The 15,028-nt window shown below is 64.3% G+C and carries 13 protein-coding genes; 3 read left to right on the top strand and 10 right to left on the bottom strand.

The genetic code is table 11. From position 1 onward, the window contains the following. The 4 genes from B3873_RS21000 to andAc form a co-directional block, all read right to left on the bottom strand. Positions 1 to 731, bottom strand: a 731-nt coding sequence (locus B3873_RS21000) for an ABC transporter substrate-binding protein (RefSeq protein WP_286868806.1), incomplete at its 3' end; no start/stop codon positions are given. Between the two features lie 102 nt (positions 732 to 833). After that, the gene (andAb, locus tag B3873_RS20995; RefSeq protein WP_286868804.1) at positions 834 to 1,907 is read right to left on the bottom strand and encodes an anthranilate 1,2-dioxygenase ferredoxin subunit AndAb; all 1,074 of its coding nucleotides are present in this window, start codon (positions 1,905 to 1,907) and stop codon (positions 834 to 836) included. Positions 1,908 to 1,914: 7 nt separating this feature from the next. Beyond that, the gene (andAd, locus tag B3873_RS20990; protein WP_209534193.1) at positions 1,915 to 2,415 is read right to left on the bottom strand and encodes an anthranilate 1,2-dioxygenase small subunit AndAd; all 501 of its coding nucleotides are present in this window, start codon (positions 2,413 to 2,415) and stop codon (positions 1,915 to 1,917) included. Beyond that, positions 2,412 to 3,692 carry an anthranilate 1,2-dioxygenase large subunit AndAc gene (andAc, locus tag B3873_RS20985; protein ID WP_034335827.1) on the bottom strand — a complete coding sequence of 427 codons (1,281 nt, stop codon included), beginning with the start codon at positions 3,690 to 3,692 and terminating at the stop codon, positions 2,412 to 2,414. The genes andAd and andAc overlap by 4 nt, the downstream gene beginning before the upstream one ends. Before the next feature lie 257 nt (positions 3,693 to 3,949). On the opposite strand from andAc, the gene B3873_RS20980 reads away from it, so the two are divergent. Further along, entirely contained in the window at positions 3,950 to 5,110 is a 1,161-nt protein-coding gene (locus B3873_RS20980; RefSeq protein ID WP_286868799.1) for a muconate/chloromuconate family cycloisomerase, read from the top strand. Between the two features lie 64 nt (positions 5,111 to 5,174). Further along, entirely contained in the window at positions 5,175 to 6,086 is a 912-nt protein-coding gene (gene catA / locus B3873_RS20975; protein WP_121043453.1) for a catechol 1,2-dioxygenase, read from the top strand. An 81-nt stretch (positions 6,087 to 6,167) separates the two neighbouring features. Here the strand turns inward: catA and B3873_RS20970 are convergent, their stop codons facing one another. Beyond that, complete coding sequence (locus B3873_RS20970; protein WP_039784226.1) at positions 6,168 to 7,070, bottom strand: LysR family transcriptional regulator; 903 nt, start codon at positions 7,068 to 7,070, stop codon at positions 6,168 to 6,170. Positions 7,071 to 7,495: 425 nt separating this feature from the next. On the opposite strand from B3873_RS20970, the gene B3873_RS20965 reads away from it, so the two are divergent. Beyond that, positions 7,496 to 8,512 carry an AraC family transcriptional regulator gene (locus B3873_RS20965; protein ID WP_134223158.1) on the top strand — a complete coding sequence of 339 codons (1,017 nt, stop codon included), beginning with the start codon at positions 7,496 to 7,498 and terminating at the stop codon, positions 8,510 to 8,512. 330 nt (positions 8,513 to 8,842) lie between these two features. Here B3873_RS20965 and B3873_RS20960 read toward each other — a convergent pair whose 3' ends face one another. From B3873_RS20960 to B3873_RS20940, 5 genes are all read right to left on the bottom strand, one after another. Beyond that, positions 8,843 to 12,115 carry an ATP-binding protein gene (locus B3873_RS20960; protein ID WP_286868796.1) on the bottom strand — a complete coding sequence of 1,091 codons (3,273 nt, stop codon included), beginning with the start codon at positions 12,113 to 12,115 and terminating at the stop codon, positions 8,843 to 8,845. An 8-nt stretch (positions 12,116 to 12,123) separates the two neighbouring features. Then, positions 12,124 to 12,783, bottom strand: coding sequence for a response regulator transcription factor (locus tag B3873_RS20955; RefSeq protein WP_286868794.1), 660 nt, complete (start codon positions 12,781 to 12,783; stop codon positions 12,124 to 12,126). 24 nt (positions 12,784 to 12,807) lie between these two features. After that, positions 12,808 to 13,629 carry an EAL domain-containing protein gene (locus tag B3873_RS20950; protein ID WP_209534200.1) on the bottom strand — a complete coding sequence of 274 codons (822 nt, stop codon included), beginning with the start codon at positions 13,627 to 13,629 and terminating at the stop codon, positions 12,808 to 12,810. Between the two features lie 11 nt (positions 13,630 to 13,640). Beyond that, positions 13,641 to 14,411 carry a fimbrial biogenesis chaperone gene (locus B3873_RS20945; protein WP_286868790.1) on the bottom strand — a complete coding sequence of 257 codons (771 nt, stop codon included), beginning with the start codon at positions 14,409 to 14,411 and terminating at the stop codon, positions 13,641 to 13,643. Next, a partial coding sequence (locus B3873_RS20940; protein WP_286868788.1) for a FimD/PapC C-terminal domain-containing protein occupies positions 14,408 to 15,028 on the bottom strand: 621 nt, incomplete at its 5' end. The genes B3873_RS20940 and B3873_RS20945, both read right to left, overlap by 4 nt.

The raw sequence follows: 15,028 nt of genomic DNA, 5'->3' as shown, positions 1-15,028 counted from the left end.
ATCTTGGGGTCCATGCCGGCGGCTGCATATTGCTTGACGAAATTCACGCCCATGCCACCCGGCAGGAAGAAATACAGGGCATCGATATTGGCGGCACGCAACTGCGCGATCTCAGTAGCGAAATCGAGCTGGCCCAGCTTGGGGAAAAGTTCGACGGCAGGGTCTTTCTTGAGGAAACGCTTGAAGCCCGCCGAGGCATCCTTGCCTGCCGGATAGTTGGGGGCGATGATGGCCACGCGCTGGTAGCCCTTGTCGGCCATCAGCTTGCCGGCCGCTTCATGGGTGGCGTCGTTCTGGTAGCTGGCGCTGAAGAAATACGGGTTGCAGCCCGCACCGGCCAGTTGCGCCGGACCGGCATTGGCGCTGACCACCACGGTCTTGCTGGCGAAGGCGGCCGGGGCCACGGCCAGCAGGATGTTGGAATAGACGAAGCCGCTCAGGATATCGACCTTCTCGCGCTTGATGAGGCGGTCCGCGCCCTGCTTGGCGGCATCGGGGCTGAACTGGTCGTCGACCACGATGACTTCGGCGGGCACGCCGCCGAGCTTGTTGCCCAGCATCTTCATGGCCAGCATGAAGCCTTCGCGCTCATCCACGCCAGGCGCACTGGCCGGGCCGCTCAGGGTGGTCAGGAAGCCCACCTTCACCACATCGGCCGCCTGCGCGGACAGGCTTGCGCCCGCCGCCATCGCCATCATTACCGCACCTGCCACTTTAGTGAGTCGATTCATGCCTGGATTCCCCTCTAGATTCTTTGGTTTGAATTCGGTGTGACGCTGGAAGCGCAGCGGCGCGTGAAACCTGGATTTCACCGCAAGCCCGGCCTGGAAAAACTATTTACGCAGGTCGGCTTTCGAGACAAAGGCATCCGCAAAGAAAGCCGTCCCCGGCAGGCCGCAGGTGGCCGTGAAATCGCGCCGCGCTGACTCTACCACGACCGGCGCGCCACAGGCATAGACCTGATACGACTGCATCGCCGGTACATCCTGCATCACGGCCTGGTGGACGAATCCGGTGCGTCCGCTCCAGCCACTGGCGGCATCGGCCTCGGACAGCACCGGCACGTAATCAAACCAGGGCAGACTCGCCGCCCAGTCGCGGCACAGTGCATCGAGATACAGGTCGGCGGCACGGCGACCGCCCCAGTACAGGCGCATCGCACGCGTGCTGCCGGTGGCGATGGCCTCTTCCACCAGTGCCTTGACCGGAGCAAATCCTGTGCCACTGGCCAGCAGGATCACCGGCTCGCTGCCCTCGCGCATGAAGAAGCTGCCGGCCGGTCCTTCGAGCGAAAACTGCTGCCCCGGCTGCATGCCGTTGAAGAGGCGGTCCGTAAACAGTCCGCCGGGCAGGTGGCGTACATGCAGCTCCAGCACATCACTACCGTCCCTGGCATAGGTCGCCATGGAATAGCTGCGGCGCTGGCCGTCTTCCAGCAACAGATCGATGTACTGGCCGGCGCGATAGGACAGCGGCGCTGCACAGCGCAGGCGCAGGATGGCCACATCCGGAGCGGCGCGCGTGATGCTTTCCAGCGTGGCCTGCACTGACTGCAATGCCGGTTCGGCGCTGGCGATGGCGGCGGCATCGCCATCCCCGCCCACGCCAATCTCGACCCGGCCTGCAACCACGCGCACCGGGAAGCTGCGCACCGCCTCGGTCACCGGCGCACAGCGCGGTGCGCCGCTGCGAATGTCGAACAGCCCCTGGTGCAGCGGACACTCGACGCAGCCATCTTCCACATAGCCATCGGAGAGCTTGGCATTGCCGTGGGTGCACAAGTCCTTGAGCGCAAAGATCTCCTCGCCCAGGCGGAACACCGCCACCGCCTGGCTGCCCGCGCGGGCTGCGGCCACTTCGCCCTCGGCGAAATCATCGGCATGGCCGACATCGAACCACTCGCTCATGGCCGCCTCAGATCGGGGTGGCCAACAAGGTCGCCACGCGCAGCGTGTCGTAGATCACGCGGCGGCGGGCATAGCGCCAGCCGGCCTCGGTCCTGACCACACGGTCCTCATAGCGGCCCGCCTGGTAGACAAAGGACTCGCCGTTCTGCAAGGTCTGCACCACCACGTAGCTCGATTGCGCATCCACCGAACCGTCGGCGTTCTGCGTGAACACCAGCCCCGAAGTCATGTGGCGATAAGTGTGCGCCTCGTAGATGTTGGCGTGGCGCAGCGAGAGCACGCGATCCTGCAGCATCTTCTTGCTGTCGCAATAGATGATGCCGATGGGCAGGCCGGCATCGGCGTTCTCGCGCGGCACGATTTCATACAGGCAGTCGTCGGTGAAAAACTCCGGCCACTGTTCCAGGCGGTCGTTGTCGAGCGCATGCACGTAGCGCTCCTGCAGTTGGTGCAGCTCGAACCACAAGCTCATCTGTTCCATGTTTTGCATCTGCTTTGCCTCGCTCATGCCTTCTCGATGGACGGGAAGCCCATCAGTTTCTGGTAGCCCATCCAGAACTTGCGGATCAGGCTTTCGGTAATCAATGTGTCTTCCTGGTCGGGGTTGTCGCGCGCCATGTCGATCACCGAGCAGTGGTCAGGATCGCGGGCGGTACCGCGCTGTACCAGTTCGGTCGCCTCGGTGTCTTCCATCGAGATGTAGCCGGCCGGCCCCACCAGGTTGGCCTGCTTGATGCGCAGGGCGCGCAGCTCGGGGGTGTCGTCCTCGTAGCCGAAGAAGTGGAAGACCAGTTCGAAGTTGCTCGGTCCCTTGGGCAGCAACTGGCGCGCCACCAGGGTGTTATGGATCTGCTGCACCACCAGCTGCGGGAAGATGGGCTGGATGTGGTTGGTGGTCAGTTCCTCGAATTCCTTGATCTGGCCCAGCACCGACGGATCCTGCAGCGAAAAGCCCTCGTCGAAGGAGCGGATCTCCTGCTGCTTGTAGGCATCCGCCGTCTCCACTTCATTCTTGGTGGCGGTGATGATGCTGTGCAGGCCGTGGTGCTTGTCGGCCAGCGAGCGCGCCTTCATGCCCACGCGGAAGATGTTGAAGGTGGTGTGGAACAGGTGCAGCAGGCTGGCGTGATACGGGTCCTTGACGTTTTCCAGGTAGAGCTTCCAGTTCGACTTGGAATACTGGCGCGTGCAGCCGAGGTAAACGATGGGCTTGTGGAAGATGCGGTCGATCCACGGGCGCATCTCGGCGCCGATGTAGTCCGGCAGCGATTCCACGGTCTCGCTGAAGGTGGCGAAGACCAGGCCCTTGTAGCTGTCCACGCGCAACTGGCGCAGGCCGTGGCACTTGGGATCGAAATCCTTGGCCATGCCGGTGGCGCCCTTCTGGCCACGGCGGAAAGGTACGCCCAGCAGATTGCCGCGCGAGTCGAAACTCCACTGGTGATAAGCACAGCTGTGCGAACTGGCATTGCCGCGCGGGGTGCGGCAGACGATGGCGCCACGGTGCGAACACTTGTTGACCCAGGCGGCCAGGGTGCCATCTTCAGTGCGGGTGACTACCACCGGGGTGTCGCCGACGAAGGTACTTTTGTAATCGCCGTTATTGGGGATCTCGGCTTCCAGGGCCAGGAAGCTCCAGGTCTCGCCACGGTAGATGCGTTCCTGTTCCAGGTCATAGACCTCTTTGGAACTGAATACCTTGTAGGGCGTGCGTGCACCATCGGTGCGGGGGAATTGCACCAGCGGTGCATAGCCTTGCTGTTCGAGTTCGGTGGATGTGCTCATGCGACGGTCCTCATCGTGGGATGCCAGGCGGGGCCTGGACGATGAGCCATCTTAGGCAGACTGCACAAGGACGAATATCCGCCATTTGCATAGTTGCGGGGCAGTATTGTCCGTTTTTTGCATACCCTCCACGTTATACCCAAAAGGTATGCAGCATGCCCGAATCGGTCTTGGACACCCGGGCGGCTTTGTTTCTATCATCCATCCCAAGTCAGACATCGTCAGCATTTGCCTTCTTCTTTTCTACGGACTGCATCTTGAATTCCACCCTGCCCGCCACCTCCATTGAAACCGTCGAGGTCCTGCTGCTGGACGTTCCCACCATCCGCCCGCACCGCCTGTCGATGACCACCATGCACCGCCAGACCCTGGTGCTGGTGCGCATCACCGGCAACGATGGCGTAGCCGGCTGGGGCGAGGCCACCACCATCGGTGGCCTCGCCTATGGCGAAGAAAGTCCGGAAAGCATCAAGGTCAACATCGACACCTACATCACGCCGCTGCTGCTGGGCGCCGATGCCAATCAGGTCGCCGCACGCATGCATCACATTGCCGAGCATGTACAAGGCAACCGCTTCGCCAAATGCGCCATCGAGACCGCGCTGTCGGATGCGCTGGCGCGCCGCCTGGGAGTGCCCCTGTCGACGCTCTTCGGTGGCCGTGTGCGGGAAAGCCTGCCGATTGCCTGGACCCTGGCCAGCGGCGACACGGCGCGCGACATCGAGGAGGCCGAGAAGATGCTGGCCCAGCGCCGCCACAACATCTTCAAGCTCAAGATCGGCGCACGCACCGTGCAGCAGGATTGCGCCCACGTGGCCGCCATCAAGCGCGCCCTCGGCGAGCGCGGCAGCGTGCGGGTGGATGTGAACCAGGCCTGGACCGAGACCGAGGCCATGCTGGGCATGCAGCTGCTGGCCGATGCCGGCGTGGACCTGGTGGAGCAGCCCATCGCCGCCAGCCATCACGATGGCCTGGGCCGCCTGCGCCAGAAGAACCGCATCGCCATCATGGCCGACGAAAGCCTGCATGGTCCGCAGGATGCCTATCAACTGGCCCGCGTGGGTGCAGCCGATGTATTCGCCGTGAAGATCAATCAATCCGGCGGACTGGCCGGTGCGCAACAAGTCGCGGCCATCGCCGCTGCCGCCCAGGTCGAACTGTATGGCGGCACCATGCTGGAAGGCGCCATCGGCACCATGGCTTCGGCCCAGTTGTTTGCCACCTTCGGTACGCTGGCCTGGGGCACCGAACTGTTCGGCCCGCTGCTGCTGACCGAAGAAATCCTGGCCACGCCGCTGCTTTACCGCGACTTCGCTCTGGAACTGCCGAACGGCCCCGGCCTCGGCATCACCCTGGATGAAGATCGCGTCAACGCGCTGCGCCGCGACCGCAAGACCCCGCTGGTCTCCGTGGCCTGATCCATCGGCCCGGACCAACCGCACTCACCCCCACACATATCCAACCAGAGACAGGAGAGACAACGTGGACAAGAAAGCCATCGACGCCGTACTGCAAAAAATCGAAAGCACCGAACTCGCGGAGGGCAACCAGCGTGTCAAGACCATCGTCAACCGCCTCGTGCGCGACATGTTTTATACGATTGAAGAGCTGGATGTGCAGCCGGAAGAATTTTGGGCTGCCGTGGATTATCTGACCTCGGCCGGCAAGTCGGGCGAGTTCGGCCTGATCGCCGCCGGCCTGGGCTTCGAGCACTTCCTCGACCTGCGCATGGATGAAGCCGAAGCGCGCCGTGGCGTGCAGGGCGGCACCCCGCGCACCATCGAAGGACCGCTGTACGTGTCGGGTGCGCCCGAGCAGAAGGGCTTTGCGCGCATGGACAAGGATCCCCAGCCGGGCGACACCCTCTTCATGCAAGGCCAGGTCTTCGACGAGCACGGCAAGCCGCTGGCCAATGCGCTGGTGGAAGTCTGGCACGCCAATCACCTGGGCCGCTATTCCTTCTTCGATCCGGACCAGAGCCCGTTCAACCTGCGCTGCTCCATCCGCACCGACGAGCAAGGCCGCTATCGCTTCCGCAGCCGCGTGCCGGTCGGCTACAGCGTGCCGCCGGGGGGCGCTACCGACCGCCTGCTCAACAAGCTGGGCCGTCATGGCAGCCGTCCTGCGCACATCCACTTCTTCGTCACGGTACCGGGCTATCGCAAGCTGACCACGCAGATCAACATCGCCGGCGATCCGTACCTGTGGGATGACTTTGCCTTCGCCACCCGCGAAGGCCTGGTGCCGGAACTGAAGCACGTCACCGATCCGGCCGAGATCCGCAAGCATGAAGTCGATGCGCCCTTCTATGCCATCGAGTTCAACTTCAACCTGCTGCCGGAACAGAAGGACCTGCCCAAGGCCGACATCAATCGTCCGCGTCTGGCCGCGTGATCCTGCGCTGAACTGAACGACCACGGGCCATGCGATTGCATGGCCCGTGTGCATTGCATCTCGCCCATTGAACACCTGCGATCAGGCGTACTCCTCGGCATGCATGCGCGCAATCGAGGCCGCTGTCGACCGTAATGTTTGCAGCAACAGCGAGCGGTCATTGGCGCGGAAATTCATGATCACCGGCGAATGCACGCCCTTGTTCGACAGCGGCCGGTACACCACATCTGAGCGATGCAGCCCCTGCACCGAACGCGGCACCAGGGTCACGCCCACGCCTGCGGCGACCAGGCCGATGGCGGTCTGCATCTCGTTGGCTTCCTTGACGATGGCCGGCCGCAGGGCGCGGCTGGAAAAAATGTCCAGCACTTGGTCCGCATAGCTTGGACGGGGCTTGGCCGGATAGAGAATGAAACGTTCCTCGGCCAGTTGCGCCAGCGTCACCTTGCTGCGCGCCAGCAGCGGATGGCCCAGCGGGAACACCGCCACCAGCGGTTCTTCCACGATGGTCTCGCAGAGGATGTCGGGGTCGCTGATGGGCAGGCGTCCGAAGCCTACATCGATGCGTCCGGACTTGAGCGCCTCGATCTGTTCCATGGTCACGATCTCGGAAAATCCGATTTCGATGTCCGGCATGTCGGCGCGGAAACGCTTGATCATCTCGGGCAGCAAACCATACAGCGCCGAGGGCACGAAACCGATGTTGAACCAGTGCTGCTGTCCATGGGCGATGACGCGCGTTCCTTCCTCGATCTGTTCCAGCCGGGACAATACCTGCAAGGTCTGTTCGTAGAAGAACTTGCCCGCCATGGTGAGCGCAATCGGACGCGAGGCGCGGTCGATCAGCTCAGCCCCGAGCATTTCCTCGAGCTGGCGGATCTGCCGACTCAGGGGCGGCTGAGCAATGTGCAGCAATTCGGCCGCACGGCTGAAACTGAGCGTGCTGGCGACGGCATTGAAATACTTGAGATGACGCAGTTCCACTATACCTCCGAGGCATACCATGATGCTGATTTGATATTGTACGTTCATCCGCCAAGCGCATAGAATCGGCGATCAACCGGCCGCAGAGCCGTGCCCCACAGCAACGAGGCCCGCGTCCACGGCAGCAGGGTCCGACCAGAAGACCGTAGAGGAGACCGACATGATCCACCCCGCCCATGCTGGCGCGCTTTGCTCTGCGCACCGCCGACGACCTTCCATCCCGGGCATGAAACTTGCACTTGCATGACGCTGAACGCAGCCGCCGCTGGCTGAGGGAAAGCAGACAGCGCGCACTTCGTTCGCATCGTCCATGAAGGTGCAAGGCAGACCGGCTCCCGCGCCGTCTGCACGCAGCAGCACCCCTACCCGGTACCACCGCTCTTCCGCCACCGGCCCGTGCGGAAGCGCAGCGTTAAGAGGTTAACATGCTCAACACTGTCCATGCGCTCAGTCTGGAGCCCTTGTATCGTCGCCGCGTTTTTCACTCTACCCGCAAGGTCGACTGTCACGCCCAGGTCGCCAACGAACTCGCGGAACATGACCTGTTCTGGAAGGGCGACGATGTCGATACCGTGCTCTTCAAGGCGGCGATCCAGCAGTTGCAGATCTTCATGCTCAAGTATGGTGCCGAGGTCGTCGTGCGTCCGCGCCTGTTCAATGGTTTTGCACTGGTCCACATGACGCTCTCGGGCAGCGCCGAGATCGAATCCGATGGCCGCAAGGTGTGCATCCCGCAAGGCCATACGGCGCTGATTGCACCAAAGAAGAATCTGCGCCTGTGGTGGCAGGCGGGCTCCGAGCAACTGATCCTGAAGGTGCCGCTGGCCCTGTTCGAGGAATTGCGTGCGGTCGGCCAGCGCGGTCCGATGGATGTCCCCTCGGTGTTCCTGCTGCCGCAGCAGGCCGCGCCCTATTGGGACTTGCTGATCCAGTCGCTGCTGCGCGTGCTGGCCCTGCCCGGCCAGGGCGCAGGCCAGGGGGAATGGGTGCAGCACTTCGAACGCAGCGCTGCGCAATTCCTGCTCTCGCAACTGACGTCCACGGTGGAGCCCGTGCATGCCTCCAGTAGCGGTCAGCGTGCGGCCAGCGAATCGGCCGACAGCCTGGTCGGTGCCGGCAAGCTGCAGCGCCTGGACATGCTGGAGCGCTACATCCGCAGCCGCCTGTGCGCGCCGCTGGCGCTGGCCGACCTGGCCGGTGCGGCCGGCGTGAGCGTGCGCGCGCTCAATGCGCTGTGCCACCAGCAATATGGCGTGGCGCCGATGGACCTGCTGCGCAACATCCGGCTCGATGCCGTGCGCGAGCGCCTGCTCACGCATCCCGGTGCCAACATCACCGATACCGCCTTCGAGTTCGGCTTCGGGCATCTGGGACGGTTCTCGGCTTACTATCGCGAGCGCTTTGGCGAATTGCCCAAGCAGACGCGCAGCGTCACGCGCTGATTTTTCGGCCCTGCACCACGCGACGGCATCCTCGCTCGTTCTTGCACCAGCGCGCAGCAAGGCTCACACCGCGTGCCTCCCTTGTGAAAAAAACGGGAAAATCCGCGGCTGCATGATGCAGGCGGCGGATATTTTTTGGTCAATTCCTTCACCAAGATCGCCGCACCAAGCATGGGCATGCGCATGTCCACACACGCTGCCTGTCGAGAAATTCATCCGTGCTTGTTACCACCGCGCTTCAGGATCTGCAGAGCGGCCATTGTAGTGTGCACAGCCCCGAACACTCAATCGACAGAAAATGGGGGATGAACATGAAGAACTTGTTCGCACTCAGCTGGCAGACTCCATGGCCTTCATCCATTCCCTGCAGGCCGTCAGCGCCGAGGGCTCTCCCGCCGTGATGGCGTGCTGGAGTTCGACGCAGCGCGCTGCCAGGTCATCGAGCCCCATGGCTTGCAGTCCCCCCTGCAGGCGATGCAGGATGCGCAGCACGCGTTCATGCTCACCGCGATCGATGGCTTGCTGCAGTTTCTCTTTTTCCGCCGGCCAACTCTGCCGGAAAGCCTCCCGCACTACCCGTTCAAACGGGTCGAGCGGCATCGTCTGCTCCGCCTGCACCGATGGCGCTGGCGTCGTGCGTATCAGGCGCGTCAGGATCTCCTGCATCTGCTGCAGTGAGGCTGGCTTGATCAGAAGGGCATCGAACAGCGCTGCCGGCAGTTGCGCCAGACTGCCCGGACCCGCCGCCGTAGTGGCAATGATGCGGGCATGCGGCTGCTGCTCCCGCACACGCGTGGCCAGCGCCACGCCATCCAGACCGGGCATGCCCAGATCGGTGATGAGCACATCGGCGGGGTGCGCCTGCCATTGCGCCAGTGCATCCAGACCATCGCGGGCCAGCCGCGGAGAGGCGCAGCCCAGCGCCTGCAATTGTTGCTGCATCAAGGTCAGGTTCACATAGTCATCCTCTACCACCAGTACGTCGAGTCCGGCGGCCACACTGACCAGCTCTGCCACCGGTTGCGGCTCCACAGCAGCAGGCCGGCTGGCCAGCGCGCGCAGCCAGTCGTGCCGGTCGAAGGCGCTGACCTGTTGCCAGCCAGGCGCAAGACTGGCGCGCATGGCCACGTCAGGACAGATCAGCACGGCCGGCACGGACTGGTTTTGCACGCAGGCGATGAAATCATCCACGCAATCCGGTGCGACCAGATGGATCGCAGCGCCGGGCGCGCTGGCGCTGTCACGCCGCGCTGCACCCCACGCGGCGAGATAGTCGCAGAGCGTGGCTGCCATATCTGCATCGTGACAATGCAATGCCACGGTCTTGCCCGCCAAGGGACGCGAGACCGGCAGCGTACCGCCTCCCTCCACCAGCGCCAGCGTGATTTCCGCACCGAAAACACTGCCCCGGCCCGGCTCGCTGTCGAGAGTGATATCGCCCCCCATCAGCTCGGCCAGGCGGCGGCACAGCGACAAACCGAGGCCAGTGCCGCCAAAGCGCTGGCTGATGCTGTCATCGGCCTGTTGCAGTGACTTGAAGATGCGTTGCCGGGCACTGGGCGAGACGCCGATGCCGGTATCGCTGACCTCGAAGCGCACCACCATGCGCGCCGGTTCGCGGCGCAGGAGCCGCACCGACAAGCGGATGCGCCCCTGCGCCGTGAACTTGACGGCATTGCCGACCAGGTTGTGCAGGATCTGCATCAACCGCCGCGGATCGCCCAGCACCGGTGCTTCCAGTGCCACGGCGGGCAGGCAGGAGAAGGCCAGTCCCTTGTCCAGTGCCAGCGGTGCGAACAGCTGCGCGCACTCTTCCAGCAAGTCGTTGAGCTGCAGCGTTTCCGAGGCCAGCGTGATGGATTGCGATTCGATCTTGGTGATGTCGAGGATGTCGTTGACCAGCCCCATGAGCATGTCGAAGGCATGACGGATCAGCTCGATGCGTTGCCGCTGCGGCAACGACAGCTCTTCCCGCGCCAGCAACTCCATATGCCCGATGGCCCCATGCAGGGGCGTGCGGATCTCGTGGCTGACCTGGGCCAGGAACATGGACTTGGCCTGGTTGGCGCGGTCGGCCATGCTTTTGGCTTCGCGCATCAGGGCTTCGTGCGCCTTCTGCATGTTGAGGTCGATCATGCCCAGCAGCAGCACATCCTGGCCCGAGAAGCGCGTGCGCGACCAGACCGCGCCCAGATGGCTGATACCGCCATCGCGCAGCGGCAGTTCGGCTTCGATCATGGCCTGGCGCAGATTGTCGCCGACCCGCACTGCGGTGAGGATCTGCGCGTAGAAGGCCGCGCAGGGCAGCGCCGACTGCTCCAGCATGCGCGAAGCCACCGCATTGCGCAGTACCACTTCGCCCGAGCCGGGCGCATAGACGGCGATGCCGACCGGCAGGGTATCGATGATGGTCTGGCTGAACTGGCGGCTCTCCACCATGGCCAGCGCCTTCTTCTGCAGCGGCCCGATCACGCAGCGGTCGAAATACAGGGTAGCGACCCAGACGAAGAGCAAGGCAAACAAACCCCAGACGGCCCCCGTCGTGAAGTCGCCCTGCAAGCCGGCCAGCACGTCGCGCCAGGTGAAGGTGAGCACCACCACCCACTCCGGTCCCTCGATGGTCTGGGCAATGAAGAAACTGCCGTCATCGTGGAAATGGCCGACGTGATCGTGCGGATCGGCGGCATGCCGCACATGCTCCTGGATGTGGCGCATCAGCAGCGGATTGACGTGCGGATCGGGACTGCTCAGCAAACGTGTGCTGCCCTGCCCTTCAAACACCATCAGGCCAGGCATCTCTTCGTTCTTCATGAAGAACTGGCGGAACTGGCTGGCCGGCACCGAGAACACGGCCGTTGCCTGGTCACCCTTGTCCAGCGCAATGCGCACGGCCAGCCGGGTCACGGCCGAGCGCTGCAGCGGTGCGCTCAAGGCCGGACTCATCCACAGCACGCGCTGCCCGGTGCTGCCCTGGGCGCGCGCCGCCCGTTCGCGCTCGGCGGCGAAGGCCGCATCAACCGGTGCGCTGATGGCGCTGATGTAGGGCGAGATGCCGAGCCGGCGTACCTCTTGCTCTTCCACGCCGGACAGCGGCGGCGAGACCGCCAGGAAGCCGGCCTCTGCGGTATAGATGAAGCCGTCCAGCGTGACACCGGGCTCGGCCGGATTGAACATCGGCAAGGCCGAGGCCTGCCGCAGCAGGAGCAGCAGCGTGGCCAGGCGCAGGCGGTCGGCGGCGGTGTCACCGCGTATCACGAGCGAAAAAGGAACCACCGTCAGACTCTCGGGACTGCGGGTAATCTCGCCGGGATCCACGCGCTCGCTGTAGGTATCGAGCACCATCAGTTCCTTCTTGTAGAGATGCTGCAGGCGTGCATACATCTCGGCGAACTGGACCACCCGCGCGGTGAGACGATCGACCTCGGACTTGATCTGCTCGCGCTTGCTGGTGAAGCTGCCGATCTGCCGTTCGCGGAATTGCGTGAAGGCGCTGTAGCCCAGAAACATCACCGCGCAGACGATGGCCACCGACAGCAGCGTGGCACAGCCATACAGGAGCCGGCGATAGTAGCGCTCCGACAGGGCAAGGATCTGGCGCGGCATCGCTGCTCTCAGTGGCCCAGGTTCTGGAAGATCCTGCTCAGTTCGACGTCATTGCTCACCCCCAGCTTCTTCATGGCCGCCACCTTCTGGTTGCTGATGGTTTTGGGACTGCGGTTGAGGCGCTCGGCGATGTCGCTGATGGACATGCCCTGGCAGATCATGCGCGCCACCACCAGCTCGCGCTCGGACAACAAGGCCAGCCCGGTCTGGCGTGCGTTGACATTGAAGAGACTGCCCAGCAAGGCCGACGACAGCGACTGCGGCAGATAGACCTGGCCGTGGTGGACGCTGCAGACGGCTTGCGGCAGGTTGACGAAATCACTGCGGTTCTTGCCGATGAAACCGGCCGCCCCCAGCTCCAGTGCGCTGGAAATGATTTGTGGCTGGGCATGGGCGCTGAGGAAGATCACCTTCATCGCCGGATGCTGGCGGCGCAGGCGCTTGAGCAGGTCCAGCCCGTCGGCCTGGGGATCATCATCAAAGGCATAGTCGCACAGCAGCACGTCCACCGGATCGCGCTCCAGGCAGCTCATCAGCTGCGCGATGCTCTCGGCCGAGAAGGCCAGCGCCAGGTCGGCGCAGGTGGCCAGGATGGCTTCGATGCCCCGCAACACGACCGGATAATCATCTGCGATCCCGACCCGTATCAATGTCCCCTTGGTCGCCATGTTGGCATTCCCTTTCCGCGCTGCTCAGTTGGTGGCCGCCTGGCCCCGGCGGCGCTGCATCTGCCGGAAGAACTCCGGCATCGCCAGCGGCCTGGCGAAATAATATCCCTGGAAGCGCCGCACCCCCATCCGGCGCAAGCGCTGCCACTGGCCCCGGGTCTCGATGCCTTCGGCGGTGACGGTCGCATCGAACTCGGCGGCCAGGCTGACGATGGTTTCGATGAGGCGACTGTACAGGGAATTGCCCTGCATGGCAGCAACAAACGATCGATCGAGCTTGAGGCAACTGACGCGGCCACAGGCCAGCTGGTGCAGGCGCGCGTCGCCGATGCCGAAATCATCCAGGGCGATGGCGATATCGGCCCGCTCGCACTGGGCGAACAGGCGGCGGCAGCGCTCCGGTCCGAGGTCGGCACCGCGCTCGGGCATCTCGATCATCAGCTGCAACTGCGGCCACGGCAGGCGGCGCAGGAGGGCCTGGCACTGGGCCACCAGCGACTCGCCCTGCAACTGCTCACCACAGGCATTGAAGGACAGCACGAAGGGCTGCCGCAGGCAGGCGGGTGCGCTGTCCCACGCCGTGCGTACCTGCTGCAGCATCTGGCGCGTGCTGGCGGCCAGCAGGCCCTCCTCGGACAAGCGTTCCAGGAAGATAGCCGGTGCCAGCACACCGGCGTGCGGATGCTGCCACCGCATCAGAATCTCGGCCCCCTGCCAGTCCCCTTCCTCTCCGACGATGGGCTGCAGAAAGGGCTGGAACTCCCGCCGGCGCAAAGCCAGCAGCAAGTGTCTGCGGTCCATGGGCGGGACGGCGGCAGAGCGGCCGCAATGAGCGGGGGCATGCATGGGAATTTCCTTCATGGCAGGTTGGGTGGGATCAAGAGCCGCACGTGATCGCTGGAACGCCCGCTGTCATCGATGAGCTGGAACGTCAGGCGCGGGTGCTGCCATGGCAACGCGGCATCGTCTGTGGGCAGCACGAAGGCCTGTTCACCGTAGGGCGGTGCCATCTGGTCGGGGGTCACGCGCGGCACCAGTTCGCGGCTACCGTCACTGACCCGCAGGCTGGCAAGGGAAGCAAAGTAAGGGCTGTCATTGCGGCAGACCAGGACCCATTGCCCGGCTTGCCATTGCAGCCGGAAGTGCAGCGCATCGCTCCACTGCGGCCCCGGATCGGCAAGGCCGGGGGGACGATGGAACATCTTGATCTGGGTGTTGAGCCCGAGCAGCAAGCGCGGCGCGCTTGCCTGCGGCGCATCCGCCAGCAGGGGGATCTCGTAGAGATTGAGCCAGAACACCGATTCGCGGTCAGTCGGCAGCGGCTCGCCGGTGTACAACACCCGGACCTGGCTGATGGCCTGCGGCGACAACCGCTGTACCGCAGGCAAGACGAACAGCGCGGACTGCACCGTGTCCGGTGCCTGGCTGCCCTCGCCCTGGTCTACCCAGCTCTGCACCACCACGGCATGCGGGTTGGTGTTGGCCAGGCGCAGGCTGAGTTCGCGCTCTCCCTGGCTGAAGACCAGCCGCGTGCGCTCGGGCATGAGCCCGGCCTCGGCTCGCGTGCAGCAGAGCAGCATGGATAGCAGCACCCAGCGCGCCAGCCGAGCGATCCGGCGGCGGCTCATTGCGGGGCTCCCGGAGCGCGCGGTTGTGCGGCCTCTGCCGGCAGGAACTCGGCACGGCGGGGTGCGGCCACACAGGCCGCTTCCAGCCGGATCAGCTCCTGTGCCAGATCCTGCCCCTGCAGATCGTAGCGCGCGGAACAACGCTCCTGCTGGCCGTCGCCCCAGCGCACCAGCAGCTCGCCCTGCAGCTGGTCGGTGCGCAGATAAGCCTGGCTGCCCTGCCCGACCATGCCGATCACGCTGCCTTGCGCATCCAGCACGTCTGCCCCCATCGGCAAGGGCGAGGCACCGTCGCGCTGCAGACGGATCAGCAGGGCATGGCCGGTGCGCGTCCTGAAACTGAGCTTGAGCGTGGCCCCGGCATACGGGATGACGGTGCGCTGGCTTTCCAGCAATTCAGTCTTGTGGCGCTTGCCGCTGGCCGCCAGTTCGACCACGTTGCGATGATAGGGCGAGAGCGAAGGCAGCAAGGCGTAGCCGTGGCTGTCGATCACCGCTCCCTGGCCGTTGAAAAGGCGCGCACCTTCCGCCCCCTTGGCTTCGATCAGGGCAAAGGTATCGCCCAGATAGGGACCGAGGGTGATACCGCCGGCATGCACGGCGAGCGCACCGCGCAC

The sequence above is a fragment of the Herbaspirillum sp. UBA812 genome, assembly GCF_002296545.1.
Classification (GTDB): domain Bacteria; phylum Pseudomonadota; class Gammaproteobacteria; order Burkholderiales; family Burkholderiaceae_D; genus Herbaspirillum; species Herbaspirillum huttiense.
Note: the sequence above shows the minus strand (reverse complement) of the source record. Positions and strands in the feature narration are given on the sequence as shown.

What these genes read in the sequence shown, in the direction of transcription:
- andAb (WP_286868804.1), bottom strand. Translation starts at nt 1,907, where the DNA reads ATGAGCGAGTGGTTCGATGTCGGCCATGCCGATGATTTCGCCGAGGGC.
- andAd (WP_209534193.1), bottom strand. Translation starts at nt 2,415, where the DNA reads ATGAGCGAGGCAAAGCAGATGCAAAACATGGAACAGATGAGCTTGTGG.
- andAc (WP_034335827.1), bottom strand. Translation starts at nt 3,692, where the DNA reads ATGAGCACATCCACCGAACTCGAACAGCAAGGCTATGCACCGCTGGTG.
- B3873_RS20965 (WP_134223158.1), top strand. Translation starts at nt 7,496, where the DNA reads ATGCTCAACACTGTCCATGCGCTCAGTCTGGAGCCCTTGTATCGTCGC.
- B3873_RS20960 (WP_286868796.1), bottom strand. Translation starts at nt 12,115, where the DNA reads ATGCCGCGCCAGATCCTTGCCCTGTCGGAGCGCTACTATCGCCGGCTC.
- B3873_RS20955 (WP_286868794.1), bottom strand. Translation starts at nt 12,783, where the DNA reads ATGGCGACCAAGGGGACATTGATACGGGTCGGGATCGCAGATGATTAT.
- B3873_RS20950 (WP_209534200.1), bottom strand. Translation starts at nt 13,629, where the DNA reads ATGCATGCCCCCGCTCATTGCGGCCGCTCTGCCGCCGTCCCGCCCATG.
- B3873_RS20945 (WP_286868790.1), bottom strand. Translation starts at nt 14,411, where the DNA reads ATGAGCCGCCGCCGGATCGCTCGGCTGGCGCGCTGGGTGCTGCTATCC.